24 protein-coding genes are annotated in these 25,309 nt (G+C 63.2%); 15 read left to right on the top strand and 9 right to left on the bottom strand.

The window, feature by feature from the left end; all coding sequences use genetic code 11:
• The first annotated feature begins 59 nt into the window (after positions 1 to 59).
• Entirely contained in the window at positions 60 to 1,316 is a 1,257-nt protein-coding gene (locus tag ACYG9R_RS04260) for an aminopeptidase (protein WP_023823466.1), read from the top strand.
• A gap of 15 nt (positions 1,317 to 1,331) precedes the next feature.
• A complete protein-coding gene (locus ACYG9R_RS04265; RefSeq protein ID WP_023823467.1) occupies positions 1,332 to 1,688 on the top strand; it encodes a DUF488 domain-containing protein in 357 nt (118 codons plus the stop codon).
• A 138-nt stretch (positions 1,689 to 1,826) separates the two neighbouring features.
• Here ACYG9R_RS04265 and ACYG9R_RS04270 read toward each other — a convergent pair whose 3' ends face one another.
• Complete coding sequence (locus ACYG9R_RS04270; protein WP_023709906.1) at positions 1,827 to 2,174, bottom strand: ArsC family reductase; 348 nt, start codon at positions 2,172 to 2,174, stop codon at positions 1,827 to 1,829.
• A gap of 162 nt (positions 2,175 to 2,336) precedes the next feature.
• On the opposite strand from ACYG9R_RS04270, the gene ACYG9R_RS04275 reads away from it, so the two are divergent.
• Positions 2,337 to 2,693, top strand: a complete 357-nt coding sequence (locus tag ACYG9R_RS04275) for an ArsR/SmtB family transcription factor (RefSeq protein ID WP_050590509.1) — start codon at positions 2,337 to 2,339, stop codon at positions 2,691 to 2,693.
• Positions 2,690 to 3,169: an SRPBCC family protein gene (locus ACYG9R_RS04280; RefSeq protein ID WP_023726386.1), complete on the top strand. Its 480-nt coding sequence runs from the start codon at positions 2,690 to 2,692 to the stop codon at positions 3,167 to 3,169. The genes ACYG9R_RS04275 and ACYG9R_RS04280 overlap by 4 nt, the downstream gene beginning before the upstream one ends.
• 89 nt (positions 3,170 to 3,258) lie before the next feature.
• On the opposite strand, the gene ACYG9R_RS04285 is transcribed toward ACYG9R_RS04280, so the two are convergent.
• A complete protein-coding gene (locus ACYG9R_RS04285; RefSeq protein ID WP_023684393.1) occupies positions 3,259 to 3,612 on the bottom strand; it encodes a nuclear transport factor 2 family protein in 354 nt (117 codons plus the stop codon).
• Positions 3,613 to 3,798: 186 nt separating this feature from the next.
• Here ACYG9R_RS04285 and ACYG9R_RS04290 point away from each other — a divergent pair, with 186 nt between their 5' ends.
• Positions 3,799 to 4,503, top strand: coding sequence for an SOS response-associated peptidase (locus tag ACYG9R_RS04290; RefSeq protein ID WP_023684394.1), 705 nt, complete (start codon positions 3,799 to 3,801; stop codon positions 4,501 to 4,503).
• A 440-nt stretch (positions 4,504 to 4,943) separates the two neighbouring features.
• Here the strand turns inward: ACYG9R_RS04290 and ACYG9R_RS04295 are convergent, their stop codons facing one another.
• The 6 genes from ACYG9R_RS04295 to ACYG9R_RS04320 form a co-directional block, all read right to left on the bottom strand.
• On the bottom strand, positions 4,944 to 6,029 hold the full coding sequence (locus ACYG9R_RS04295; RefSeq protein ID WP_023696595.1) for an ABC transporter ATP-binding protein: 1,086 nt from the start codon (positions 6,027 to 6,029) through the stop codon (positions 4,944 to 4,946).
• Entirely contained in the window at positions 6,019 to 6,627 is a 609-nt protein-coding gene (locus ACYG9R_RS04300; RefSeq protein WP_023823469.1) for a helix-turn-helix domain-containing protein, read from the bottom strand. The genes ACYG9R_RS04295 and ACYG9R_RS04300 overlap by 11 nt, the downstream gene beginning before the upstream one ends.
• Positions 6,628 to 6,839: 212 nt before the next feature.
• Complete coding sequence (locus tag ACYG9R_RS04305) at positions 6,840 to 7,946, bottom strand: ABC transporter substrate-binding protein (RefSeq protein ID WP_023668506.1); 1,107 nt, start codon at positions 7,944 to 7,946, stop codon at positions 6,840 to 6,842.
• Positions 7,947 to 7,971: 25 nt separating this feature from the next.
• On the bottom strand, positions 7,972 to 8,799 hold the full coding sequence (locus ACYG9R_RS04310) for an ABC transporter permease (protein WP_023709184.1): 828 nt from the start codon (positions 8,797 to 8,799) through the stop codon (positions 7,972 to 7,974).
• Positions 8,796 to 9,677: an ABC transporter permease gene (locus ACYG9R_RS04315; RefSeq protein ID WP_023668508.1), complete on the bottom strand. Its 882-nt coding sequence runs from the start codon at positions 9,675 to 9,677 to the stop codon at positions 8,796 to 8,798. Before ACYG9R_RS04315 ends, ACYG9R_RS04310 begins: the two co-directional genes overlap by 4 nt.
• 96 nt (positions 9,678 to 9,773) lie before the next feature.
• On the bottom strand, positions 9,774 to 11,051 hold the full coding sequence (locus tag ACYG9R_RS04320) for an NAD(P)/FAD-dependent oxidoreductase (RefSeq protein ID WP_023823470.1): 1,278 nt from the start codon (positions 11,049 to 11,051) through the stop codon (positions 9,774 to 9,776).
• Between the two features lie 176 nt (positions 11,052 to 11,227).
• Here ACYG9R_RS04320 and ACYG9R_RS04325 point away from each other — a divergent pair, with 176 nt between their 5' ends.
• From ACYG9R_RS04325 to ACYG9R_RS04355, 7 genes are all read left to right on the top strand, one after another.
• Positions 11,228 to 12,385 (top strand): fumarylacetoacetate hydrolase family protein, encoded by a 1,158-nt coding sequence (locus tag ACYG9R_RS04325; protein ID WP_023823471.1) that lies wholly within the window; start codon positions 11,228 to 11,230, stop codon positions 12,383 to 12,385.
• Positions 12,386 to 12,522: 137 nt separating this feature from the next.
• On the top strand, positions 12,523 to 14,067 hold the full coding sequence (locus ACYG9R_RS04330; RefSeq protein WP_050590510.1) for a sugar ABC transporter ATP-binding protein: 1,545 nt from the start codon (positions 12,523 to 12,525) through the stop codon (positions 14,065 to 14,067).
• Positions 14,064 to 15,092: an ABC transporter permease gene (locus ACYG9R_RS04335; RefSeq protein ID WP_196813574.1), complete on the top strand. Its 1,029-nt coding sequence runs from the start codon at positions 14,064 to 14,066 to the stop codon at positions 15,090 to 15,092. The genes ACYG9R_RS04330 and ACYG9R_RS04335 overlap by 4 nt, the downstream gene beginning before the upstream one ends.
• Before the next feature lie 295 nt (positions 15,093 to 15,387).
• On the top strand, positions 15,388 to 16,320 hold the full coding sequence (locus tag ACYG9R_RS04340) for a substrate-binding domain-containing protein (protein ID WP_023687083.1): 933 nt from the start codon (positions 15,388 to 15,390) through the stop codon (positions 16,318 to 16,320).
• A gap of 108 nt (positions 16,321 to 16,428) precedes the next feature.
• The gene (locus ACYG9R_RS04345) at positions 16,429 to 17,415 is read left to right on the top strand and encodes an ABC transporter permease (protein ID WP_023823474.1); all 987 of its coding nucleotides are present in this window, start codon (positions 16,429 to 16,431) and stop codon (positions 17,413 to 17,415) included.
• A 4-nt stretch (positions 17,416 to 17,419) separates the two neighbouring features.
• Positions 17,420 to 18,214, top strand: a complete 795-nt coding sequence (locus tag ACYG9R_RS04350; RefSeq protein ID WP_023668515.1) for an ATP-binding cassette domain-containing protein — start codon at positions 17,420 to 17,422, stop codon at positions 18,212 to 18,214.
• A 136-nt stretch (positions 18,215 to 18,350) separates the two neighbouring features.
• Positions 18,351 to 19,373 carry a LacI family DNA-binding transcriptional regulator gene (locus ACYG9R_RS04355; RefSeq protein ID WP_023668516.1) on the top strand — a complete coding sequence of 341 codons (1,023 nt, stop codon included), beginning with the start codon at positions 18,351 to 18,353 and terminating at the stop codon, positions 19,371 to 19,373.
• A 440-nt stretch (positions 19,374 to 19,813) separates the two neighbouring features.
• On the opposite strand, the gene ACYG9R_RS04360 is transcribed toward ACYG9R_RS04355, so the two are convergent.
• Positions 19,814 to 20,395, bottom strand: a complete 582-nt coding sequence (locus tag ACYG9R_RS04360; RefSeq protein WP_023668517.1) for a TetR/AcrR family transcriptional regulator — start codon at positions 20,393 to 20,395, stop codon at positions 19,814 to 19,816.
• A 243-nt stretch (positions 20,396 to 20,638) separates the two neighbouring features.
• Between ACYG9R_RS04360 and ACYG9R_RS04365 the strand changes: the two genes are divergently transcribed.
• Genes ACYG9R_RS04365 through ACYG9R_RS04375 form a run of 3 tightly spaced genes read left to right on the top strand, consistent with a single transcriptional unit; the run spans position 20,639 to position 25,250 of the window.
• A complete protein-coding gene (locus tag ACYG9R_RS04365) occupies positions 20,639 to 20,899 on the top strand; it encodes a hypothetical protein (RefSeq protein WP_023668519.1) in 261 nt (86 codons plus the stop codon).
• Entirely contained in the window at positions 20,893 to 24,081 is a 3,189-nt protein-coding gene (locus ACYG9R_RS04370) for an efflux RND transporter permease subunit (RefSeq protein WP_023823475.1), read from the top strand. Before ACYG9R_RS04365 ends, ACYG9R_RS04370 begins: the two co-directional genes overlap by 7 nt.
• 14 nt (positions 24,082 to 24,095) lie before the next feature.
• On the top strand, positions 24,096 to 25,250 hold the full coding sequence (locus ACYG9R_RS04375; RefSeq protein WP_023823476.1) for an efflux RND transporter periplasmic adaptor subunit: 1,155 nt from the start codon (positions 24,096 to 24,098) through the stop codon (positions 25,248 to 25,250).
• The last annotated feature ends 59 nt before the right edge of the window (positions 25,251 to 25,309 follow it).

A 25,309-nucleotide genomic window follows, 5' to 3' on the forward strand; every position in this document is an offset into this window, starting at 1 on the left:
GCACAGCTGCGCCGACCTATGTTGGAAGCTTCACCCCCAAGACCAAGACAGGCAGGATCATGACCACACATTCGCGCGGCGTTTCCGCAACGATCGACCCGGTGAAGCTCGACAGGCTGGCGGAAGTCGCCATCAAGGTCGGGCTGCAATTGCAGCCGGGGCAGGATCTGGTGCTGACCTCGTCGATCGCAGCCCTGCCGCTGACCAGGCGCATCGTCGAGCACGCCTACAAGGCCGGCGCCGGGCTGGTAACGCCGATCTTCAACGATGACGAGATCACGCTGGCGCGCTTCCGCTACGGGGCGGATGCCGGCTTCGACCGCGCCGCCGGCTGGATGTATGAAGGCATGGCGAAGGCCTTTTCCAACAATGCGGCGCGGCTTGCCGTGCGCGGCGAGGACCCGTCGCTGTTGTCGGCGCAGGACCCGGCGAAAGTGGCGCGCGCCAACAAGGCGAACTCGATGGCCTACCAGCCGGCGCTGGAAAAGATCACCGGCTTCGACATCAACTGGAACATCGTCGCCTACCCGGATCTCGCCTGGGCAAAACAGGTCTTCCCCGGCGATGCCGACGATGTCGCCGTGGTGAAGCTCGCCGATGCGATCTTTTCGGCATCACGGGTCGATGTGGAAGACCCGATCGCAAACTGGACGGCGCACAATGCAGCGCTGCGCGGCCGCACAAAGTGGCTTAACGAGCACAATTTCCATGATCTGCATTTCAGCGGCCCGGGCACCGACCTCACCGTCGGGCTGGCCGATGGCCATGAATGGATGGGCGGCGCCTCGACCGCCAAGAACGGCGTCACCTGCAATCCGAACATCCCGACCGAGGAGGTCTTCACCACGCCGCATGCACGGCGCGTCTCCGGCCATGTCTCCTCGACCAAGCCGCTGTCCTACCAGGGCACGCTGATCGATGATATCTCGGTGCGTTTCGAAGAGGGTAGGATCGTCGAGGCCAAGGCTTCGAAGGGCGAGGACGTGCTGAAGAAAGTGCTCGACACCGACGAGGGTTCGCGCCGGCTCGGCGAGGTGGCGCTGGTGCCGCATTCCTCGCCGATCTCGGCCAGCGGCCTGCTGTTCTTCAACACGCTGTTCGACGAGAACGCCGCCTGCCACATCGCGCTCGGGCAGTGCTATTCAAAATGCTTCGTCGACGGCGCCTCGCTCACCCAGGACGAAATCGCCCAGCGCGGCGGCAACAAGAGTTTTATCCACATCGACTGGATGATCGGCTCGGACAAGATCGACATAGACGGCGTGCACAAGGATGGCCGCAAGGTGCCGGTGATGCGCAAGGGTGAGTGGGCGTAAGCTCGCGGAGGGCGGATGGCCTTCGACCTGACGGTCAAGCGAATTTACGAAGCACCCGCGCCCGATGACGGGCAGCGGGTGCTGGTCGATCGCATCTGGCCGCGCGGCATCAGCAAGGAGGATGCCGCGCTGACGCTGTGGCTGAAGGAGATCGCGCCGAGCGATGAATTGCGGAGGTGGTTCGGACATGAGCCGGCGCGATGGGCGGAGTTTCAGGTGCGGTATTCGGTCGAGCTGGATGGGAATAGAGAAGCGGTGGCGAAACTGCGTGGCTTGCTCGGCAAGGCCAAGGTGACGCTGCTTTATGGCGCGCATGACGAGGCGCATAACAATGCGGTGGCGTTGGCGGGGTATTTGCGCGGGACGGGTTGAGAGACAGCGAACCGCTGCATACGCCGCAAGCGAAAGCCTTCACAATTAGCGATCGCCCTCCACGCGTTCGTCATCCTCGGGTCTGCGCTGCGTCGCTTCGCTCCTTGCTACGCCATAGGCTGACGAGGCAAGGCTACGCTACTTCACCACCCCTTCATAAGCCTCCGGCTTGAACCCCACCAAAATCTCATCCCCGACCTCGAGCACCGGGCGCTTGATCATCGTCGGGTTGGCCAGCATCAGCTTCCTGGCCTTCTTCTCGTCGAGCCCTTGCTTGTCCTTGTCCGGCAGTTCGCGAAATGTGGTGCTGCCCTTGTTGAGCAGCTTTTCCCAGCCAACCTTGCCGACCCACCCGTCCAGTCTGCCCGCCTCTATCCCCTCGGCCCGGTAGTCGTGAAAGCGGTAGGGCACAGCATGGCCCTCCAGCCAGGTGCGCGCCTTGCGGATCGTGTCGCAGGTGGTGATGCCGTACATTGTGATCGTCAAAACGCGCTTCCCTTGACTGGTGGTCGAATCCGCCGGACAGCCTAAAACCGTCCTTCCCGCTTTGCCAGCACCCCGGTCACATCAGCCCATTTTTAGGGCTTGCAAACTAAGGAATTTTCCTAAGTATATTTCTATACCCGTCGACGGACCTCAGGATCGCCCATGCCAAGCCTCCACCCCCCAACTACAAGTCTCCCGCCGATCGACGGCATCTTCCGCGCGCTGGCTGACCCGACGCGGCGGCGCGTGGTCGAGCGGTTGAACCGCAGTCCCGCCTCGGTCAGCGAGTTGGCGCAGCCTTTCGAGATGGCGCTGCCTTCCTTCATCGAGCATCTGAAAGTGCTGGAAGGCTGCGGACTGGTGCGATCGGAAAAAATCGGCCGCACCAGGACCTATCAGCTGGCGCCCGAACCGCTGCAGCTCGCCGAAAACTGGCTGGCCGAACAGCGCACGCTGTGGGAGCGCCGACTCGATCAATTTGACGCCTATGTGATGAGCCTCAAGGAGCAAGAAAAGTGAGCTATCCCTTCAAGCCCGACCCCAGACTGGACCTTGTGCTGGAGCGCAAGCTCGACGCGCCGCGCGAACTCTTGTGGAGCGCGATGACGGTGCCGGAGCATGTCAAGCAATGGTTCACGCCCAAGCCCTGGCTGATCACCGATTGCGAGATCGACCTTCGTCCGGGCGGACTGTTCCGGACGCGCATGCAATCGCCCGACGGCAAGGAGGTCAACGACCGCCATTGCTGCTATCTCGAGATCGTGCCGAACGAGCGGCTGGTGTGGACCGATGCGCTGCTGCCGGGCTATCGGCCCTCGGGCGAGCCCTTCATCACCGCAGTCATTTCGCTTCAGTCGGATGACAAGGGCACGCGCTACACGGCAACGGCCATCCATCGCGACCAGGCTACCCGCAACAATCATGAAGAGATGGGGTTCTTCGACGGCTGGGGCACGGTGGCCGATCAGTTGGCGCAGTATGTGAAGACCATTTGAGCTTTTCCCACTGCGGCCAGGACTTTGTCCCGGCCGCCTGGTTTTTGGGTCGTGCAGCGAAGTGCGCCGGAACCCTACGGCACCCGGGCTCAGTAGTAGAAGCGCTCTTCGGTGATCTTGCCGTTCTTGACGGTGTACAGGCCAACCTCGTCCATGGTGACCCGTTCGCCGGTGGCCTTGGGCGTTATGTCGAACTTGAAGCGCACCGCGAACTGGTCGCCGTTGACATAGGGGCCTTCGACAGAGCCGCCATGGACTTCGTGGTTCTCTTGCCACCATTCGCCCTTTTGCCTGAGAGCCTCCTTGCCACGGGCGATGGCCATCGGCCCCTCCATGGCTTCGAGGCTGACGATATCATCGGCATTGTACTTTTCACCAGCACCCAGGTGATCCCCCTGCTGGAGCATTTCAGTGAAATCCTTGGCAACATCCGCGATGGTCATGTGTGTTCCTCCTGTTCAGACTGGTTTGAAGTAGGGAAGCGCTTGCCGGCCCGCCACCTTTACCCGCACGACAGCTGACAAGGTGTGTCAGGACGATGATATAGCGCGGCTGTGTGACGACGATTGCGGCGGCGTCGGACAGCGACTTCGGTTGCAGACAAAAGCCAATTCCGCAATGCTGGGTGCATGTGCAACCTCTACAACATCACGACGACGCAAGAGGCGGTCCGCCAATGGACCCGCACATTGCGCGATATCAGCGGCAACCTCGAACCTTCGCTTGATGTCTATCCCAATCAACCTGGGCTTGTCGTTCGCAACAGGACGGATGGGGAGCGTGAACTGGCGAAACTGCTTTGGGGTTTGCCAACGCCGCCCGAGCGCATGAAAGGTAAGGCCGACTACGGCACCACCAACGTTCGCAATCCGCAATATTCGCACTGGCAGCAATATGTGGGGGTCGAGCACAGATGTGTCGTGCCGGTGACCAGCTTTGCCGAGCCCAGCCCTGCGGCGAACGATAAAGACCCGGAAACAGGAATCCAGCGAAATTACTGGTTTGCCCGTGGCGAGAGCCGGCCGTTGTTCTTCTTCGCTGGTTTCTGGACGTCTTGGCAGGGCGTGCGAAAGGTCAAGGACGGTCCCGGCGACTTCGAGCTATACGCCTTCATGACCACCAAGCCTAATGCTCTCATTGCGCCGATCCATGAGAAGGCTATGCCCGTGATCCTCACCACGCCGGAGGAAACCGAGGCTTGGCTGACGGCGCCATGGTCGGAAGCACGGCGTTTGCAGCGGACGGCGCCCAACGACGCGTTGGTGATCGTTGAGAAGCCAGCCACACAGATCAAGTTCCCACCACAGGCCCCGGCCCAAGGGTCTCTGTTTTAGCCCGAAATCGGCTCTCCTCAATCGTCGTCTCGCCAGATTACCCGGCGAACCATGCGGATTTCGACAAGACGTCTGACGCGAATTTTAAGGCGTTCAGCAGCGCTTGGCAGAATGATGCCTGCATCGAGCTCACGACCTTTGCAGCGCTCGCACCGCATGTGCCGCTCCACATCCCAAAAGGGGATATCACCAACCAGCTTTGCGAGATCGCCAGGCAGATAGTGTCGAGTGATGTTGCAGTTCCGACATCGAACACGAATTAGCTGCCCGACTTCATGCGCCAAGCAGAGGGTTTGCACATTTCGGCGCGGTCGGGTGCTTAGTTCGGGCATCCCGCAAAGTAGGAATATGTTCCTTTGCGAGTCAATTCACACTTAATTCCACCTTGGCGATCTTCACAGCAGGTTAAATCCAACCGTCGATGAAGGGATTGGGTTGGATCAGCTTGGCAGCATAGGGCAGTTGGCACCACGGCGCAGGCTGATATGCGCCACGTCGCCGACGCTGAATTGAAAGCCCTCGGCCTGGCGCGGCGCATCGATCACCACCGGCAATCCCTGCCCCAGCTCAGCATGCAGCCGCAGCGTGCGGCCGTGGAAGACGATGGAGTTGACGCGCGCCGGCGCGGTGCCGGCGGCGGCATCGGTGGTGGCCAGCAAGTCCTCGGGGCGAACGCCGAGGGTGCGCTCAGTGCCTTCGCCGGGTGTGTCGCCGGTTTCAGATGTTGCTTCCAGCGAAAGCCCGCCAGCGGCGAAGCGCAGGCGGTCGCCGTCGCGGCCGATGAAGCGCGATTGCAAGAGGTTCATGGTGCCGATGAAGCTTGCGACGAATTTCGTCGCCGGCCGGTCGTAAAGCGTAGCCGGCGGCGCGATCTGCTCGATGCGGCCCTTGTTCATGACGACGATGCGGTCGGAGATCGACAGCGCTTCGGTCTGGTCGTGGGTGACCATGACGAAGGTGGTGCCGAGCCGCGACTGCAGCCGCTTCAGTTCGACCTGCATCTGTTCGCGCAGATGCGCATCGAGCGCCGACAGCGGTTCATCGAGCAACAGAACGCGCGGCTCGCAGACTATGGCGCGGGCGAGCGCGACGCGCTGGCGCTGGCCACCCGACAGTTCGGAAACGCGGGCGCCGAGCTTGTCGGCGAGGCCGACCATGTCGAGGGCTTCGCGGACGCGCTTTGCCTGCTCGGCGCCGGACAGTTTGCGCAGCGACAGGCCGAAGCCGACATTCTCGGCGACCTTCATATGCGGGAACAGCGCATAATCCTGGAACACGGTGTTGACGGGACGGTCGAACGGCCTGAGCGCGGTGATGTCGCGACCATCGAGCAGCACCTTGCCGCTCGACGGGCTCTCGAAACCGGCAATGACGCGCAGGCTGGTGGTCTTGCCGCAGCCCGAGGGCCCGAGCAGGGTGATGAACTCACCGCTGATAATATCGAGATCGACGGCGTCGAGCCCAACAATGCCGCCGGGGAAAACCTTCGAGACCTTGTCCAGCCGCACCAGTGCGTCAGGCGCCATCGCGAACCTCGGACGGCTTGGTGGTGTTGACCCAGAGGATCTGGCAAGGCTCGGTGCCGGGATTGCGGAAGGCGTGCAGAAGCGTGCTCTTGAAGGCAAAGGAGTCGCCGCTCTTCAGCACGTATTTTGTCGAGTCCACCACCAGTTCGACCTCGCCCGACAGGACATAGCCGAACTCGTGACCGATATGCGCATAGGCTTCCGCCGTGCCGCCATCGGCTTCCACGGTCACCAAGAGGCCGGTCAGCGCCGCGCCCGGCGGCGACAGCAGCGCCTTGGCGATGCCTTCCGACTTGACCGGGAGCTGCCGCCTTTTGTCGGCGCGCACGCAATAGAGATCGTTGGCGGCTTCGTTGCCGTCGGTGATCAGCGCCAAAGGCTCGATGTCGAGCGCGGCCGCAAGCGGCCAGATCACCTTGACGCGCAGCGAAGACAGGCCGCGCTCGATCTGGCTCAGCGCACCAATGGAGACGCCGGCTTTTGCTGCCAGCTCGGCCAACGACAAATTGCGCTCCAGCCGCAGCGCCCGCACGCGCCGGCCGACGCGAATGTCGGCGTCGGCCTTGGGCTTCTCGGTTGCGTCGTCAAGCATGTCCATGCGTGGGTCCTCGTCTCTTTATTGGCGCGGCGCGGGGTTGATAGGCTCCCCCTTCTCCCCTTGTGGGAGAAGGTGTCGCCGAAGGCGACGGATGAGGGGTGTTCCAGCGGAGTGAGACGTTGGCGTTCCTTGGAACACCCCTCATCCGTCTCGGCGCTGTGCGCCGATCCACCTTCTCCCACAAGGGGAGAAGGGGACACCCCAGCCTCAGCTCACCCCCCAGCCTTCACCTTCTCGAACATCTTCGCCACATCGTCATTCTGCTTCATCGGTCCGGTGAAGATGGTGGTCTTCAGCATCACCTCCGGGTCCGCCGGCAATTGCAGCTTGTCCAGTTCGTCCTTCGCCACGCCGGCGAAGGCGGTGCTCAGCGAGCTGCCATAGCCGTAGGCCTGGATCAGGTACTTACCCGAGTCGGCGTCGAGCCGGCTGTTGATGAAGTCATAGGCGAGGTCGACGTTTTTGGCGTCCTTGAGCATGACGAAGCCGCAGGCCCAGGTCAGCATGCCCTCCTTCGGCTTCATGAACTCGACCGGCACGCCCTGCTTCTTCAGCGAAGTTGCCGACGCGTTCCAGGTCATGGCGGCGACCAGCTGGCCGCTGGCCAGCGCCTGTTCGACCGAGGTCATGTCGGTGGTGTAGTTGGAGAGCAGCGGACGCTGCTCGCGCAATTTTTCCGCCACCTTGTCCATCTGCTCCGGCGTCATATCGAAGGGGTTTACGCCGGCCAGAAGTGCTGCAACGATCGGCGTGTCATGCACGGCATCGATGGTCGCCATGCGGCCGGCATATTGCTTGTCCCACAGAAGGTTCCAGCTCGCTTCCGGGTTCTTCACCAGATCGGTGCGGTAGAGGATCGAGGTGTTGCCCCAGTCCCACGGCACCATCCAGACCTTGCCGTCGCCGGCCTGGATGTCGGGCAGGTTCTTGAACACCGGGAAGATCGAATCCCAGTTCTTGATGCGCTTGGTATCGATCGGCTGCAGCAGGCCTTCCTTGTTCCAGCGCGCCACCTTGTCGTAGCAGGGATGGGCGATATCGGGGCGGAAGCCGGCCTTGACCTTGGTGAAGGCATCGTCGTCGTCGCCGAAGATCGAGGCCTCGACGCCATCCGGATGGGCCGTCAGGAAGCTCTTGTTGAAGTCGGGCAGTTCATAGCCGGACCAGGTGAAATATTGCAGCTTGTCGGCGGCGAAGGCGACAGTCGACGACAGGACGATTGCAAGCGCGGCAAGCCCGGTGCGGGCTGTCTTTGCAGTGATCGATTTCGGGCCAGTGATCGATTTCAGCCCAGTAATTGATTTCGGGTCGAATGCCATTTCGGTTCTCCTCTTTTGTTATGGTTCAGGCTGGACTGGTGGGCGCCGTCCGACGGGCTGTGCTCAGCCCGCGATGGCGCAGGATTTCGGCGATGCCGGCGATGATGACTGACACAGCAAGGATAGCTGTCCCCAGCGCCATCACGGTCGGCAGCGAGCGAGGAAAACGCAGTTGGCTCCAGATGTAGAGCGGCAGCGTCGGCTCGGTGCCGGCGAGGAAGAAGACGACGATGAACTCGTCGAAGGAAATCAGAAAGGCCAGCATGAAGGCCGAGACGATGGCCGGCAGCGAGAGCGGCAACATCACCCGCCGGAAGGTCGTCCAGTCGGAAGCGCCGAGATCGAGTGCGGCCTCGCGAATGGTTTTCGGAATTGCGGCAAACCGGCTGCGCATGATCACCACGGTGGTCGGCAGCGCCACCAGTATGTGGCCGAGAACGATGGCGATGCGCGACGGGCCGAGGCCGATGAGATTGACGAGGATCAGCAACGATATGCCGACGATGACGCCGGGGATCAGGATCGGCAGCCTGGAGATGGCGCTGATGGTGGCGGCGAGCGGCGAACGACCGTAGAGGTCCATATAGGAGACGGTGATGCCGCAGAGCGTGGCGCCGGCGGCGGCCACGACGCCAATGACGAGACTGTTCAAAAGCGCGCCGGACAGCGCCGGATTGCCATAGAGCGTGGCATACCATTCGAGCGTGAAGCCCTGCAGCGGAAACGCGGCCTGGATGGAGTTGTTGAAGGAAAACAGCGGGATCAACAGCACCGGCAGATAGAGGAAGACGAGATAGGCAAGCACATAGACGCCGAGCCAGCCGCGGCCATCATCTCTCCGCGCGGCGCTCATGTGCGGCTGCCGAATCTGCGGTCGGCGCCGCGTGCGACCAGCACCACGCAGAGGATGACCAGCATCACGCAGACTGAAAGTGCCGCGCCGAACGGCCAGTCATTGGCCTTGCCGAACTGCGACTGGATCAATGTGCCGATCATGGTGCTGGCGGGACCGCCGACCATGGCCGGGGTGACATAGTCGCCGACCGTCGGCACAAAGACGACGAGGGCGGCCGCCAGAACGCCCGGCATCGAATTGGGCAAGACGACGCGGCGAAACGCCGTGAACGGTCTGGCGCCGAGATCGGAGGCGGCTTCGAGCAGTGATTTCGGGATGGTGTCCAGCGCCACATAGATCGGCAGGATGGCGAAGGGCGCATAGGCATGCGCCAGCGTGACGACCACCGCCGCCGGCGTGTTGAGGAAGGCCAGCGTCGGCTCCGACCAGATGCCGCTTTCGATCAGCGCCGAGTTCAAGACGCCGTTGTAGGCGAGCACGATCTTCCAGGCGAAGACGCGCAGGAGATAGCTGGTCCAGAATGGCAGGGTCACCAGAAACAAAAGCAGGCTGCGGCGGCGGCCGGCATGGAAGGCGAGATAGTAGGCGACGGGATAGGCGGTGACGACGGTTGCCAGCGTCACCAGGCCAGCGATCACCAGCGAGCGCAGCGTCACCGTCCAGTAGAGCGGATCGGAGACCACGGTGATGAAGTTGCCTGCGGTGAAGCCGGCGCCGAGCAGCGAACCGTCATTGCCGCGAAGTGAGAGGAAGAGCACAAGGCCAAGGGCAAACAGGATCAGGAACAAGGTGACCAGCCCGCCCGGCAGCAACATGGCGAAGCGGAAGCCTCGGGACGACCCTGCCGGCGCTTCTGTTGCAACGATGCTCGACATCGGACTGCTCAACGGAAATATGAAATCGGCTTAGCTTTTTTCATATTTGTGAAACTGTCAAGCTGAATCCACGAGGCCTAGGCGACCGGCGCCCAATCAGCGCTCGAAGGCGTCGAGCATCCGGTACCAGGCGATGGTCGCGGCGACGCCGACCTGGCGGAAGGCGTGGAACGGAATCGGCCGGATCGGCGACAGCGGGAACGGCAATTGCGCTGCCTCACCGTTTGCCAAATAGCCCGCCATGCGTTTTCCCAGCGCGGTCATCAGGCCGACGCCCCTGCCCTGGCAACCGACCACGGCGAGCAGGCCCTTTTCAGGTTCGTGGATGTGCGGCAGATGATCCGGCGTCATCGCCACGCGACCGAACCAGCGTTTCTCGATGGCGACATCGGAGAGCGCGGGATAAAGCCGCACCAGCGCGCGCTGCAGATGCGCCCAGTCGGCCTCGCTCCTGGGAAGCGCCATGCGGCCACGGCCGCCAAGCACCAGCCGGCCGTCGACGGTCTTGCGGTAATAGACGAGGATGCGGCGCGAGTCCGATACGGCTTGTCCCTCGGGCAGGATCGTTGCCGCAAGGTTGGATGACAGCGGCGCGGTGGCGACCTGGAAGGAATGCAGCGGCACGATCGTTTCGGCGAGGCCCGGAAGCAGTCCATCGGTATAGGCGTTCGTCGCCAGGACAACCGCTTTCGCCCGCACCTCGGCGCCGTTTTCGGTTGAAACGCGCCAAAGGCCAGCTTGCTTGCGGAGTTTCACCACCTTCTGCCGCTCGGCAATGCTGGCGCCGGCGGCGGCAGCGATGCGCGCCAGTTCCACTGTATAGGCGAGCGGATCGATGATGCCGGCGCGGCGGTCGAGCCAGCCGCCGAGATAGCCTTGCGCGCCGGTCATATCGGCGATCTCGCTTTCATTCAGAAGCCGGACATCGGCGCCACGCGCCCGCCATTGACGATCCCTGTTCGCCGCCGCTTTCAATGCGGTTTCGGTATGCGCGGCCTGGATCCAGCCCTTGCGGGTGAGCGGCACCGCCAGCTTTTCGTCGCGGATGAGATCGAACACCGTATCCGCCGCCGAGGCGGCGAAATCGACTAACGCCTGGCCACGCTCGGGGCCGAAATGCTCGAGCAGCCATTCGGGATCATATTTCAGGCCGGGAATGACCTGGCCGCCATTGAGGCCCGAGGCACCCTGGCCGATCTCGCCGGCCTCCAGCACCTGTACACCGAGACCGAGCCGGGCTGCGTGCAAGGCGGTCGACAGGCCCATGAAGCCGCCGCCGACGATGGCAACGTCGACCGGCGCAGTGACGAGCGACTGGAAGGCGGATGCGGTCTGCGGCTTCTGCCAGATCGGAACGGAAAACGGTGCGGGCAAGGCTTCACCTGGAGTATGCGGAAAATGAAAATTCTAGTGCCAGTTTCATTTTTTTGAAAGAGCGGGCCTCATGTCAGAACCGACAATTGCCTGCGCCACGGGATAGACCTTTGGCGTGAATCCGGTGAAAGTGCAGCGGCCCAGCTGCCATCTCGATCATCAAAGGACCGTAAGCCATGACGAACCCAACGCAGCTTCCCGCCGACGGGCTCTTCATCGGCCGAGCCAGGGCAAGCTATGCCTCGCATCCGCTGGTGGTCACCGTGCGCGACGGCATCGTTTTCGACGTCACCTCGACCACCGCACCCACAGTGCGCGACATCTGCGAGATGGCCGATCCGGCCGGACACGTGCGCTCTGCCAAGGGCGAACCGATCGGCTCGCTCGACGCGATCGCCGCCAACAGTTTTCAGGCCACCCGCGACCCGGCAAAACCCTATCTGGTCTCGCCTGTCGACCTGCAGGCGGTGAAGGCGTCGGGCGTGACCTTCGTGGTCAGCCTGCTCGAACGCGTCATCGAGGAGCAGGCGCGCGGCTCGGCGGAAAAGGCCGACGCCATCCGCGCCGACATTGCCGGGCTGATCGGCCACGATCTGTCGAAGCTGAAGCCCGGCTCGCCTGAGGCGATGGAGATCAAGGCCAAGCTCATCCAGCGCGGCGCCTGGTCGCAATATCTGGAAGTCGGCATCGGCCCCGACGCCGAGATCTTTACCAAATGCCAGCCGATGGCGTCCGTCGGCTTCGGCGCCGATGTCGGGCTGCATCCTGTCTCGACCTGGAACAACCCCGAGCCGGAGATCGCCATGATCGCCACCAGCACCGGCAGGATCGTCGGCGCCACCATCGGCAACGACGTCAATCTGCGCGACGTCGAGGGACGCTCGGCGCTGCTGCTCGGCAAGGCCAAGGACAACAATGCCTCGGCCTCGCTTGGGCCCTTCATCCGGTTGTTCGACGCAACATTTTCGATCGACGACGTGAAGCGCGCCACGGTGCGGCTGCAGGTCGAGGGCGAGGACGGGTTTTCGCTGGAGGGCGCGAGCTCGATGGCCGAGATCAGCCGCTCGCCCGAAGAGCTGGTCGCGGCCGCCATGGGGCCGCACCACCAGTATCCCGACGGCTTGGCGCTTTATCTCGGCACCATGTTCGTGCCGTCGAAGGATCGCGGCGAGAAGGGCAAGGGATTCACCCACAAGATCGGCGACATCGTCACCATCTCGTCGGAGAAATTCGGCGCGCTGGTGAACCGCGTGCTTCTGTCGCCCGATTGCCCGCACTGGACCTACGGCGCCAGCCATCTCATGCGGGACCTCGCCAAGGCCGACCTGATCTGATTTCGGAGCAGCGGGACGAACGGATAGCCGATAAACGTTCGTATCCGGTCCCTGTAAGCCGTTTGTTAGCGGAATCCGGGTGACTGTATCGGAAATTCGCTCCAGGATCGGGGCGCGGTCTGTGGGGGCCGAATCGCATGCTCGGTTTGCCGATGATATCGGTGCGCAATCTCGCCATGCGTTATGGCGGCGTTGTCGCGCTCAGGGATATGAACCTGTCTGTCGGACAGGGGACCATCCATGCTGTCGTCGGTGAAAGCGGCGCCGGAAAGTCGACGCTGGTGAAGGTGCTTGCCGGCGTGCTCCGGCCCAACAGCGGCACCATCCGCGTCGGCGACCAGATCGTCACCGTCGACAGCCCGATCGCTGCACGCAAGCACAGCTTCGGCGTCGTCCACCAGGGGCTCGGCCTGTTTGCCGACCGCTCGGTGCTGGCCAATCTGTTCGTCAATCGCGAGCCGTTGCGCAATGGCTTCGTCTCCAGGCGCGAGATGGAGGCACGCAGCCGCACCTTGCTTCGGCAACTCAAGCTCGACGTCGATGTCCACGCTCCTGTGGGACAACTCGGCATGGGCGAACGGCAATATGTCGAACTCGGCCGCGCAATTCTGGAAGGCCCGAGGCTGCTGATCCTCGATGAACCGAATTCTGCGCTCGACCGGCGCCAAACCGAGCACCTGTTCACCGTACTAAGTGACCTCAAGGCCAAGGGCACGAGCGTGCTCTATGTCTCGCACCGGCTGGAGGATGTGTTTGCGATCGCAGACCAGGTCACCGTGATGCGCAACGGCCGTGACGTGCTGACAAGTGAGCGCTCGGCGTTGAGCGAAGCCGATGTGATCGACGCCATGATCGGCCAGCAGCGCGGCAGCCTGTTCCCGCCTGCACTGCCGGCCAATGCCAGCACGATAAGGCCGCGGATCACGGTGGAGGGTCTGAGCGGCGGCCGGATTTCCGGCGTCAGCTTCACCGCCCGCTCCGGCGAGATCCTCGGCTTGGCCGGGCTTGAGGGGTCAGGCGTTGAACACCTGTTCGAGATGCTGTTTGGCCTGCGCAAGGCGCAAAGCGGCAGGGTGCGGCTCCCCGACGGCTACGGCTTGCCTGGAAATCCGACCGAAGCGGCGCGACGCGGCATCGGCCTGGTGCCGGCCAACCGCCTGTGCAACGGCCTGATGCCCGACCGGTCGCTGGCCTTCAACATAGGCAACATCGCTACCGGCGCCCGCAACTGGGGGTCGCGCCGCTACTCGCCCAAGGCCGCGATCGCCGCCGCCGCAAGGCAGATCGATGCGCTGCGCATCAAGGGCCTGCCGGACGCGCCGGTGAATTCGCTGCTGGCCGGCGATCAGCAGAAGATCGTAATCGCCAAATGGCTGGAGACGGCGCCGCAAGTGCTGCTCCTAGACAATCCGGCTGGCGGTATCGAGGCGGCTGCCAAGCGCAAGATCTATGCGCTGATCCGGCAGATGGCAGCCAATGGCTGTATCGTTTTGCTGCGTTCGGTCGAGCCGTCCGAACTGACCAACCTCAGCAACCGCGTCCTTGTCTTCCACCGCGGCCGGGTCGCCGGCGAGCTGTCCGGCGCCGAGATGAAGCGAAGGACAGTGCTGCAACTGACCACCACCGGCGAGATGCCGGAGGCGGAGCGGCCGAAAAAGAAACTCGTGGGAGCCATGGCATGACACGATTGGATCCCACGCTGCAGCTTGCCGGTTCGGCTGCCCACCCGAAGCGCAGCCTTCGCCTGCCCGTCGAACTCAGGCCGCTCATCGGGCTCGTTGTCCTGGTGGCGATTACAGGCTTTGCCCGGCCGGATTTCCTCGATGAGGCCAATGTGCTGTCGTTGCTGGAAACCGCTGCGTATCCCGGCATGCTGGCGATCGGCATGGTGTTCGTGCTCGCACTCCGAGAGATCGACCTTTCCGTCGGCTGGATATTCCATCTCGCGGCCCTTCTCACCGCATTCCTTCTGGCCGCCGGCATCGACCCGTGGCTTGCCGCCCTTGCCGGCGTGCTGCTCGGCGCCGGGCTCGGCCTCGTCAACGGCCTGCTGGTGGTGGCGCTGCGACTGCCGGCCATCGTCGTTACGCTGGGCACCTTTGCAATGTTCCGGGGCCTGGCGGCGGTGGCCGTCAAGATGCAAGCGACAGCTCCGGCCAGCCCAGGCGGCGACTTCTTTGAGATCGTTCACGGCAAGCTGTTCGGCCTTGTGCCGACGGCTGTCTTTGTCTTCGTCGCAATGGCGGTGGTGATGCACCTCGTGCTTCACCGCAGCCGCTTCGGCTACCGGATCCAGGCCGTCGGCAGCAATCCGCAGGCGGCGCTCTATGCCGGCATCCCGACAGGTGCTGTGCGGCTGCAGACGCTGGTGCTGATGGGCATCGTCTCGGGGCTGGCGGGCGCGCTGTGGCTTGGCTCTCCCGTTACCGACGTCGACCAAGGCGGCGGTTTCGTGCTGATGGCGATTGCCGCGGCGATCATCGGCGGCACCTCGCTTTCCGGCGGGCGCGGCACCGTCTTCGGTGCGGTGATCGGCATGCTGATCGTCCAGGTCATCTTGAGCGGCGTTACCCTGTTCGGCATCGACGCCGCATGGAGCCCCTTCGTGATCGGCGCGGTGATGGTGCTGGCGCTCGCGCTCGACCGGCTGGCCAAGGTGCTGCGCAACCGCCAGGCCGAGCGCTTTCAGGAAAATCCGCGCGCCTGAGTTTAAGCCCCGCCTGCTTGCCGGGAAATATCTCTATCTCTTGGTTGACGCAATTCCGGACGGAAAACCGTTTCACACTTTTCCTGGAATTGCCCTCTAACTGATGCGATCTGATGGGATCGATGATGGCGCGTTGCATCGCGCCACCATCCATTGGGCGGATAGAGGCTTGCCATCGGCCGCAAAAGAAGATGCTCTGCGCATCCGGGTCGGCGCTGGCAGGAGGAGAGGATCAAGGGCATGGCCCGGATCATCGCCGGACGTGGAGGTCGTTTTCAACATGGGAGGAAAGCAAATGCTGACGAGGCTACGATTACTCGTGCTTGGCTTGATTGTGGCGCTGGCCGTTCCGGCGGCGGCACAGGCCAAGACGTTCTACTGGATTTCGCATGGCGGCCCGGCCGACCCGGTATGGACCTACTTCCTGGCCGGCGCCAAGCAATGGGCGAAGGACACCGGCAACACCGTCAACACCTCGTTCCACAATGGCGACGTTGCCTCGCAGCAGGAGGCCGTGCGCGCCGCGATCTCGGCAAAGGCCGACGGCATCGTCACCACCAGCCCCGATCCGGGCAGCCTGATCGAAATCGCCAAGGAAGCCAACACGGCCAAGATCCCGATCATCAACTTCAACACGCCCGATCCCAAGGCAAGCTTCGACGCCTATGTCGGCGGCGACAACGTCACCTTCGGCAAGCACTGGGCGCAATATCTGGTCGACAAGGGCCTGGTGAAGAAGGGCGACTTCGTCTGGATGCCGGTCGAAATCCCCGGCGCCACCTACGGCGTCCAGGAAGAGGAAGGCATCAAGAGCGTCTTCGAACCGCTGGGGATCACCTATGAGATCACCGAAGCGACCCTCGACCAGGCCGAAGCCATCAACCGCATGGTCGACTATCTCACCGCCAACAAGGCCAAGGTCAAGGCAATCATCGGCCTCGGCGATCTGGTCACCGGCTCGATCAAGCGGGTGTTCGACCAGGCCGGCATCAAGCCGGGCGAAATCCCGGTCGTCGGCTGGGGCAACTCGCTCGACACCACCCAGGAAGTGCTGACCGGCTACGTCAATGCCGGCCAGTGGCAGGACCCGCAGGCGACCAGCTACGTCGCGCTGTCGCTGGCCAACATGGCGGCGTCAGGCATTCCTCCGGGCTTCAACGTCATCACCGGCGCGCTCTATGAAAAGGACACCGCGCAGGTCTACGACGACATCCTGTCCGGCAAATAACCCAGACCTTCAACAGTCGCGGCCGCAGCCGCGGTCGCGACTGTCTTTCGCCGAGCCCTTCGCGTTGCGCGCGGGGCTCAGCCTTCCCCTTCCTGTCGCAGGTTATCAGTGGAAAACCGTTCGCTCATCCAACGCCTGATCGCGAGGCCGGAATTCGGGCCCTTCGTTCTGCTCATCGTCGAAATCGCGGTGTTCTGGAGCATCAACCACGATTTCCTGTCGCCGCAGAACATCTCCAACACGCTGGCCTTCACCGTCGAGCTCGGGCTGATCGCGCTGGCGATGACGCTGTTGATGACGTCGGGTGAATTCGATCTTTCGGTCGGCTCGCTGTTCGGCTTTTCGCCGGTGCTGATGTGGACGCTGTTCAACAGCGGCCTGACCTCGCTGGAGGTCGGCTTCCTCGCCGCGCTGCTGATCGCAGCCTTCATCGGCCTGGTCAATGGCTGGTTCGTCACGCAGCTGAAAATCCCATCCTTCCTGGTGACGCTCGGCATGCTGCTGGTGGTGCGCGGCACCGCGCTGTTCGTCACTGACGGCTTTCCGCAGCGGACGTGGAGCGCCGAAGGCAGCTGGCTGGCCGAAGCGCTGGTCGGTGATTTCTTCATCAGCCCGTTCCGCATCTACATGTCGCTCTTCTGGTTCATCGCGGCGGCCATCGCGCTGGGCTACGTGCTGACGCAAAGCCGGACCGGCAACTGGATCCAGGCAGCCGGCGGCAATCCAGGCGCCGCAAGGGCGCGCGGCGTCAACGTCAGCGGCGTCAAGATCGGCCTGTTCGTGCTGTCGTCGGTGATGGCTTCGCTTGCCGGCGTCATCTCGTCGCTGCGCACGTCGGCCGCCAACCCCAACAGCGGCACCGGCTACGAGCTCGAAGTCATCGCCATGGTGGTGATCGGCGGCACGGCGCTGACCGGTGGGCGCGGCACCATCATCGGCACCGTGCTCGGCATCCTCATCCTGCGCGTCATGCGCAACGGCATCGTGCTGATCGGCGTGCCCGGGCTGGCCTACAACATCTTCATCGGCGCCATCATCCTCGGCATGATGGCGCTGCACTCATGGCTGGAACGCCGGCATCAGGCAGGGACCTAGAACCATGGCTGAACCGCTCATCCGCATGTCCAACATCAAAAAGTCCTACGGGCGCGTGCAGGCGCTCGAAGACGCCAATTTTCATGTCAACGAAAGGGAGATCGTCGGCCTGCTCGGCGACAATGGCGCCGGCAAATCGACGCTGATCAAGGTGTTGTCGGGGGCGGTGCCGCTGACCAGCGGCGACATTTTCATCCGCGGCAAGAAGGTCAATCTGCGCAGCACCAGCGACGCCATCGCGCACGGCATCGAGACGATCTACCAGGATTCGGCACTGGTGACGCAGCTGTCGATCGCGCGCAACCTGTTCCTCGGCCGCGAGCCGATCAAACCGCCGCGCTTTTTGAACCGCATGGACCAGGAGGCGATGAACAATGTCGCCCGCGACCTGTTGAAACAGGTCGGCATCTCCAAGAACATCCCGCCGACGACGCCGATCGGCTCCCTGTCCGGCGGCGAGCGGCAGGCCGTCGCCATCGCGCGCGCCATGCACTTCGACAGCGACCTGATCATCCTCGACGAGCCGACCAACAATCTCGGCGTCGCCGAGACGCAAGGCGTGCTGAGCTTCGTGCGCAACGCGCGCGATTCCGGGCATTCCTGCATCTTCATCGCCCACAACATCCACCATGTCTTCCAGGTGGTTGACCGCATCGTCGTCATGCGCCGGGGCAAGGTGGTGGCCGACGACATCGACCCGAAGAAGACCAGCGTGGCCGAGGTCGAACGCATCATCACCGGGATGTCGGACAAGGAGATCCGCGACGCCATCATCGAAGGCGGGCCATCGCACGGCTGAACCGTCTTCGCGCCGTCTGGCACGGAAACGCATCCGCTCTAACTCGTTGTAGAGCATGACCTTTTGACAAAACGGTTCCCGTTTGTCCGAGAAAACCGGTTCCCACTTTTCGGGATCATGCTCTATGACTACAGCCATGAAAGCCACCGTTGCCGACATAGCCAGGAGCTGCGGCCTGTCGACCGCGACCGTCGACCGGGTTCTGAACAACCGGGCCGGCGCGAGCGCCGCCAACCGCCAACGGGTGATGGAGGCGGCCAAGCAGCTCGGCTATTTGCCGGTGGTCGATCAGGTGACGCTGCCGTCGCGGCCGGCGCATCTTGAATTCTTCCTGCCGATCGGCGCCAACGGTTTCATGATCGACCTCGCCGGGCACATCGAGGACTATGCGGGGCGCCTGCCGCTGGTCGCCTCGTGCCGGATCCACAATCTCGGCGGCATCTCGCCGGCAGCGCTGCAGGCGGCGGTTGAAAATCTGTCGCTGAAGGCCAATGGCGTCGGCGTCATTGCCGTCGATCATCCGCGAACGCGCAACATATTGCGCGATGTGGTCGAGGCAGGCATCCGCCTTGTCACGCTGGTCTCCGACGTTCCAGCCGCCCCGCGTTCGGCCTATGTCGGCATCGACAACCGGGTTGCCGGACGCACGGCGGCGCTGTTGATGGGGCGCTTCCTCAACGGCCGCCAGGGTCATCTGGCGATGGTCGTCGGCTCGCGTTCCTATCGCGGGCACGAGGAGCGCGAAATGGGTTTTCGGTCGGTACTGACAGAGGAATTCCCCAATCTCACCGTCTCGAGTGCGGTCGAGATCAATGACGAACCCGAAGGCAGCTACACAGCAACGATGCAGGCGCTGCACAACGAGCCGGAACTGCTCGGCATCTATTGCGTCGGGGCCGGGCGCTCAGGTGTGGCGAGAGCGCTGCTCGAGGCCAAGCCAAAGAAGAAGCCGGTCTTCATCTGCCACGACCTGACCAAGGAAACGCGCGGCTATCTCGTCGACGACCTCGCCGATGTCGTCATCGACCAGAATGCGCGGCTGATCGCGGAGCAATCTGTGATCCGCCTGCTCGGCTCGATCGCGTCCGCCGCGCCCTACCTGACGAAGAAGTTCATCGAGCCACGGCTGATCTTCAAGGAAAACGTGCCGGTGCAGTGAAGTCGCGCCGTGGCGGTTTCTCCGATTTGTACGACAAGTCGGGGTAGATGCCGCAAATCTGCACAGCAGCCATGCAACTTTCATTGTTGCCGAATCATTGGGCAACCCGTACTCATCTGGGTGTCGGCCATCTACTCCTCCCAGATGCGATGCCGACGCTGAGCGCGGTGCACCTCCTCCCGCATCTCGTTCGAAATCGAGCCCGCTGCCACCTCCTCCCGGCAGCGGGCTTTTTTCATTCTCAAATGAAACTTGGCATATCCAAAGCCCCTCACCCGGATTGCCGAGACCGAGTTGCAAAGAGCAATTCGCTGCAATCCGACCTCTCGCCAAAGCCAAAGGAGATCATCAGCGCCGGCGCCAGCCTCTACTCCCCTCGGGGAGGAGCTAGCCGCGAAGCGGCCGGATGAGGGGGCCTTGCAAACTCGGTGAGCTGGAATTCAGCGCGCCCTGAAAGAGCTGATCAGGCCTTCAGCCATGCGCACGAACTGCGTGCTGGGGCCCTGGCAGCCCATGGTCTGCACGCTGACGCGCGCCCCTTCGAACAGCAGCGACAGCGTATCGGCCAGAAGCTCGGCCTGACCGATGCCCGCATCCCGGCACAGCGCAACGAGGCGATCGCGCTGAGCGCTCTTGAGCTCCTTGATCACGCTCCTGGCGGGATGGTCCGGCTCGGTCAATTCGGCGGCGGCATTGGCCATGTCGCAGCCGCGACCGTCAGCCGCCAGGCAAGCAGCGGCCATGCGAATCCAGGCATGCAACTGGGCGAGCTTGTCGCCGGGATGCTCAGCCTCGAATTGGTCCCACATCGCGGCGCCTTTAGCCGCCGACGCGCGCAGGCATTGGACGATCAGTTCGTCCTTCGACTCAAAATGACGGTAGAGCGTCATCTTGTTGGTGCCGGCGGCTTCCGTGATGGCGTCGACACCGACGCCCTTGATGCCATGCTTGTGAAACATGTCCTGCGCCGTCTCCAGGATTCGGTCCCGGGGGCGCACGCGATCGGTAATGCCGTCTGCCATCGCAGTCTCCTTTGTCTCCCTAAAAATTCGGTTCACCTCTTGACTAGGGTGTTACCGGTCTGTAACTATCCGAATGTTACTTACTGGTAACACCTATGTGGCCTTCCGTCAATAACAAGGCCGTGAACTGGTCCTGCCAGATCACAAAGGGTGAAAATTGCAGGTCATGCGGCTCCGGCCGGTGAAGAGATGAAAACCGGTTCGCGATCGTCCGATGCGAATCGCTGGAATGGAGACGCTCCAATGTCGCAGCGCAAGGATTTGACCATCGATGAAGCCATCCGGGATCCGATGATCCGGCTGGTGATGAAAGCGGACCGCGTCAACCCGCGCGCCTTCGAAGCGATGCTGAGGACCGTGGCCGATGAGCAGGGCCTCAGCGGCGCGGCGCCGTCTTCGTATTTTTTGCAGGACCCGGGCTCAGTGCGCAGCAGGCGGCTGTCCCGGTCTGCCCATTCTTTTAAAGAGGCTGGTTCTTCTAAAGAGGTTTGCGTGTCGTGGTAAATTATTTCATCCATCGTCCGATCTTCGCCTCGGCCATCGCCATCATCATGGTGCTCGCCGGGACGATTTGTTATTTCCTTTTGCCGGTTTCGCAGTTTCCCGACATCACGCCGCCGCAGGTCGTAGTCAGCGCCCATTATCCGGGCGCCAGCGCGCAAGTGGTCGCCGATACGGTGACGACGCCGCTTGAGCAGCAGATCAACGGCGTCGAAGGCATGACCTACATGTCGTCGTCGAGTTCCAATGACGGCTCCTCGACCATCACCATCACCTTCGATGTCGGCTATTCCTTGAGCACCGCGGCCGTCGACGTCCAGAACCGCGTTTCTCAAGCCGCCTCGTCGCTGCCGGCGATCGTCAACCAGGGTGGCGTGACGATCAAGAAGCAGAACCCGAATTTCGTCCTCATCGTCAACCTGACCTCGCCCGACAGTTCGGTCGATCCGGTGGCGCTGAGCAACCTCGCCTATCTGCAGGTCGTCGATCCGCTGAAGCGACTGCCCGGCGTCGGCGATGTGCAGATTTTCGGCGAGCGTCGCTATTCGATGCGCGTCTGGCTTGATCCCGACAAGCTCGCCAATCTTGGCATCACCGCCGTCGACGTCCAGAATGCCATCTCGGAACAGAACGTCCAGGTGGCGGCCGGCAAGATCGGCCAGTCGCCGGCGCCCGCCGGCACCGCCTTCGAGATGCAGGTCAACGCCGTCGGCCGCCTGAGCGACCCCAAGGAGTTCGGCGACATCGTCGTGCGCGCCAACACCGGCACCGGCTCGCTGGTGCGACTGCGCGACGTCGCCCGCATCGAGCTCGGCGCGCTGCAATATTCGTCGTCGGCCTTCTTCGGCAAGGACCCGACGGTGGTGCTCGCCGTTTACCAGATGCCCGGTTCCAACGCGCTCGATCTGCAGCAGCACGTCAAGGACAAGATGCAGGAACTGTCGGCCCGTTTCCCCAAGGGCGTCAGCTACGCCATGCACTACGACACGACGCGCTTCGTGTCGGCATCGATGCATGACGTGCTGATCACGCTTGGCGAAGCGCTGGTGCTGGTCGTGGCCGTGGTGTTCATCTTCCTGCAGAGCTGGCGCACGACGATCATCCCGACCATCGCCATTCCGGTGTCGCTGGTGGCGACGATGGTCGTCATGGAAATGATGGGCTTCTCGCTCAACATGCTCTCCCTGCTCGGCATGGTGCTGGCCATCGGCCTCGTCGTCGACGACGCCATCGTGGTGGTGGAAAATGTCGAGCGTCAATTGGAGGCGGGCCTCAAACCGCTGGCGGCGACCAAGGCCGCGATGGCCGAGGTCACCGGACCGATCATCGCCACCACCGCGGTGCTGATGGCCGTCTTCGTGCCCGTCGCCTTCATTCCTGGCGTCTCCGGCAAGCTCTACAATCAGTTCGCGCTGACGGTGGCGATTTCGGTCGGCATATCCGCCTTCAACTCGCTGACGCTCAGCCCGGCGCTGAGTGCCGCCTTCCTGCGCCATCGCGGGGAGACGCAGTTCGCCCCGTTCCGCTGGTTCAACACGGGTTTCGACAGGCTGTCGCATGCCTATGCCCATGGCGTAGGCATCCTCATCCGGCTGCGCTGGATCATGCTCGGTCTGTTCGCGGCCGGCCTGGTCGCCACCTACTTCGTCTGGCAGAAGCTGCCCTCGACCTTCCTTCCGGTCGAGGACCAGGGTTACTTCTTCGTCGTCATCCAGCTGCCTGACGGCGCCTCGCTGGAACGCACCGATGCGGTGGCGCAGAAAGCGCGCGACATATTGCAGGCAACACCCGGCGTAGAAATTGTCGGCTCAATCAGCGGCCTGAACTTCCTGACCAGTGCCGCGCAGTCGAACTCGGCTGTCGAGTTCGCCATCCTGAAGCCGTGGGAAGAGCGCGGCCCCGACCAGAGCGCGTCGAAGCTCGTCGCCGACGTGCGCGGCAAGCTGATGCAGATTCCGGAAGCCTTCGCGCTGTCCTTCGATCCGCCTTCGATCCCGGGTATCGGCACCACGGGCGGCTTCGAATTCGTCGTCGAGGATCTCACCGGGCGCGGCAGTTCAGCCCTCAACGACGCGACGCAAGCCGTGATCGCCGAGGCGCGCAAGCAGCCGGAAATCAACCCGCAGCAGCTGTTCTCGCCGTTCTCGACCTCGACGCCGCAGTTCAACTACGACCTCGACCGCAGCAAGGCCAAACTGCTCGGCCTCAACCTGCCCGACGTCTTCAACACGCTGCAGATCTATCTCGGCTCGCTCTACGTCAACGACTTCAACCTGTTCGGCCGCACCTTCCGGGTGACCATCCAGGCCGACAAGGATGCACGTGCCGACGCAGGCGACCTTTCGCGGCTCTATGTGCGCAACGCCTCCGGCGGCATGGTGCCGCTGAGCACACTGGGCAAACTGGTACCGTTCGTCGGCCCGGAAACCGTGCCGCACTACAACAACAACGCCTCGGCCACGATCAATGGCGGCGCAGCCCCCGGCTTCTCGTCGGGCCAGGCGGTTGCCGCGATGGAACGGGCCGCCGCCACCGCTTTGCCCAGGGATTTCGGTTTCGAATGGACCGGCATCACCTTCCAGGAGCTCAAGGCAGGATCGATAGCGTCGGTCGTCTTCGGCCTCGCCATCGTCTTCGTCTTCCTGATCCTGGCGATGCAGTATGAGAGCTGGGCGATGCCGTTCATGGTGCTGCTGGCGGTGCCACTGGCCCTGTTCGGCGCCTTCGCAGCCCTGTTCTTGCGCGGCATGCAGATCGACGTCTACTCGCAGATCGGCTTCGTCATGCTGATCGGCCTCGCCGCCAAGAACGCGATCCTGATCGTCGAGTTTGCAAGGCGGCGGCGCGAGGAGGGACTGAGCATTGTCGACGCGGCAATGGAAGCCGCGCGGCTGAGGCTGCGGCCGATCCTGATGACGGCCTTCGCCTTCATCCTCGGCGTGCTGCCGCTGATGTTTGCGACGGGTGCGGGTGCGGCAAGCCGGCAGTCGATCGGCACCACCGTGTTTGGCGGCATGGTCGCGGCGACCATCCTGTCGCTGGTCTTCGTGCCGGTCTTCTACGCGGTCATCGAACAGCTGCGCGAACGCCGCGTGCGCAGCGAACGCAACGCTGCTCATGACCAGGACAATAATGAACCGACTGCCGAACCAGCGCCGATGCGCCTGGCCGAAGCAGCCGAATAGAATTGGAGACCAAAATGCGTAAATGGAAAATAGCTTTGGGAACGGCCGTCGCCCTGGGAGCGATCTCGGTGGCAAGCGTCCACTTCCTCGACATGGGCAATCTCAGCCTCAATGCCGGCACGGCGGCAGCGACGGCAGCACCTGCGGCATTCGTTATGCCGGTGCCGGTGACGAGCGTGGTCAAGAAGACGATCCCGATCTATCTCGACTACGCCGCCCGCATCGAGGCGATCCGCAGCGTCACCTTGCAGGCCCGCGTGCCCGGCTATCTGCAGGAGCAGACGGCTGAGGACGGCGCCGATGTGCGCCAGGGTGATCTGCTCTACAAGATCTCGCCCGACGACTTCAAGGCGGCTCTCGACCAGGCCAAGGCCGAAGTGCAGCGCGACCAGGCGAGCCTCGACTATGCACGCTCCAATCTCGGCCGCGGCTCCGAACTCGCCAAGAGCGGTTATCTCGCCAAGGACGGGTTCGACCAGCGCACGAGCACCTTGCGCCAGGCCGAAGCGTCGCTTGCCGTCAACCAGGCGGCGGTGCGGACGGCCGAGCTCAATTTGAGCTACGCCGAAATCCACGCTCCGTTTGCCGGCCGCGTCGGCCGCAACCAGGCTTCGGTCGGCACGCTGGTCAGCGTCGCCGGCACGGTGCTGAACACGTTGGTGCAGCTCGACCCGATCTACGTCACCTTCAATCCGAGCGAGACGGACCTGGCCGAAATCGAATGGGCCCGGGCCGCCGGCCCGATCGAGGTCGAGGTGCTGCTGCCCGGCGAGACCGAAGCCAGCCAGAAGGGCGAACTCACCTTCATCGACAACACGGTCGACCACTCGACCGGCACGATTACGGCGCGCGCCACCATCGGCAATGCGAAGTTCTCGCTGCTGCCGGGCCAATATGTCCGCGTGCGGCTGCACATCAAGCAGCTGCCCGACGCGCTGATGGTGCCGCAGGTGGCGCTGGGTTCGAGCCAGCTCGGCAAATATGTCTATGTCGTCGGCAAGGGCAACACGGTCGACCAGCGCATCGTCTCGCTTGGCGCGACCAGCGGCGACCTTGTGGCGGTCCTCAGCGGCGTTGCCGAAGGCGACCAGGTGATAACGGGCAATCTGCAGAAGATCGGACCAGGAATGCCGATCTCGCCGTTGCCCCAGGAGAAACCGGCCAGCTGATAACCCCCATCAGCCCCGGTCATGCGGCGCCTTCGGCTTCCACGCCGAGGGCGCCGTTT

Source organism: Mesorhizobium sp. RSR565B, from assembly GCF_054719465.1.

Coding starts and splice junctions, on each gene's coding strand:
- ACYG9R_RS04315 (WP_023668508.1), bottom strand. CDS start 9,677: ATGTCGAGCATCGTTGCAACAGAAGCGCCGGCAGGGTCGTCCCGAGGC.
- ACYG9R_RS04365 (WP_023668519.1), top strand. CDS start 20,639: ATGTCGCAGCGCAAGGATTTGACCATCGATGAAGCCATCCGGGATCCG.
- ACYG9R_RS04265 (WP_023823467.1), top strand. CDS start 1,332: ATGGCCTTCGACCTGACGGTCAAGCGAATTTACGAAGCACCCGCGCCC.
- ACYG9R_RS04305 (WP_023668506.1), bottom strand. CDS start 7,946: ATGGCATTCGACCCGAAATCAATTACTGGGCTGAAATCGATCACTGGC.
- ACYG9R_RS04310 (WP_023709184.1), bottom strand. CDS start 8,799: ATGAGCGCCGCGCGGAGAGATGATGGCCGCGGCTGGCTCGGCGTCTAT.
- ACYG9R_RS04295 (WP_023696595.1), bottom strand. CDS start 6,029: ATGGCGCCTGACGCACTGGTGCGGCTGGACAAGGTCTCGAAGGTTTTC.
- ACYG9R_RS04335 (WP_196813574.1), top strand. CDS start 14,064: ATGACACGATTGGATCCCACGCTGCAGCTTGCCGGTTCGGCTGCCCAC.
- ACYG9R_RS04290 (WP_023684394.1), top strand. CDS start 3,799: ATGTGCAACCTCTACAACATCACGACGACGCAAGAGGCGGTCCGCCAA.
- ACYG9R_RS04300 (WP_023823469.1), bottom strand. CDS start 6,627: ATGGACATGCTTGACGACGCAACCGAGAAGCCCAAGGCCGACGCCGAC.
- ACYG9R_RS04260 (WP_023823466.1), top strand. CDS start 60: ATGACCACACATTCGCGCGGCGTTTCCGCAACGATCGACCCGGTGAAG.
- ACYG9R_RS04340 (WP_023687083.1), top strand. CDS start 15,388: ATGCTGACGAGGCTACGATTACTCGTGCTTGGCTTGATTGTGGCGCTG.
- ACYG9R_RS04350 (WP_023668515.1), top strand. CDS start 17,420: ATGGCTGAACCGCTCATCCGCATGTCCAACATCAAAAAGTCCTACGGG.
- ACYG9R_RS04275 (WP_050590509.1), top strand. CDS start 2,337: ATGCCAAGCCTCCACCCCCCAACTACAAGTCTCCCGCCGATCGACGGC.
- ACYG9R_RS04330 (WP_050590510.1), top strand. CDS start 12,523: ATGCTCGGTTTGCCGATGATATCGGTGCGCAATCTCGCCATGCGTTAT.
- ACYG9R_RS04325 (WP_023823471.1), top strand. CDS start 11,228: ATGACGAACCCAACGCAGCTTCCCGCCGACGGGCTCTTCATCGGCCGA.
- ACYG9R_RS04285 (WP_023684393.1), bottom strand. CDS start 3,612: ATGACCATCGCGGATGTTGCCAAGGATTTCACTGAAATGCTCCAGCAG.
- ACYG9R_RS04375 (WP_023823476.1), top strand. CDS start 24,096: ATGCGTAAATGGAAAATAGCTTTGGGAACGGCCGTCGCCCTGGGAGCG.
- ACYG9R_RS04355 (WP_023668516.1), top strand. CDS start 18,351: ATGAAAGCCACCGTTGCCGACATAGCCAGGAGCTGCGGCCTGTCGACC.
- ACYG9R_RS04360 (WP_023668517.1), bottom strand. CDS start 20,395: ATGGCAGACGGCATTACCGATCGCGTGCGCCCCCGGGACCGAATCCTG.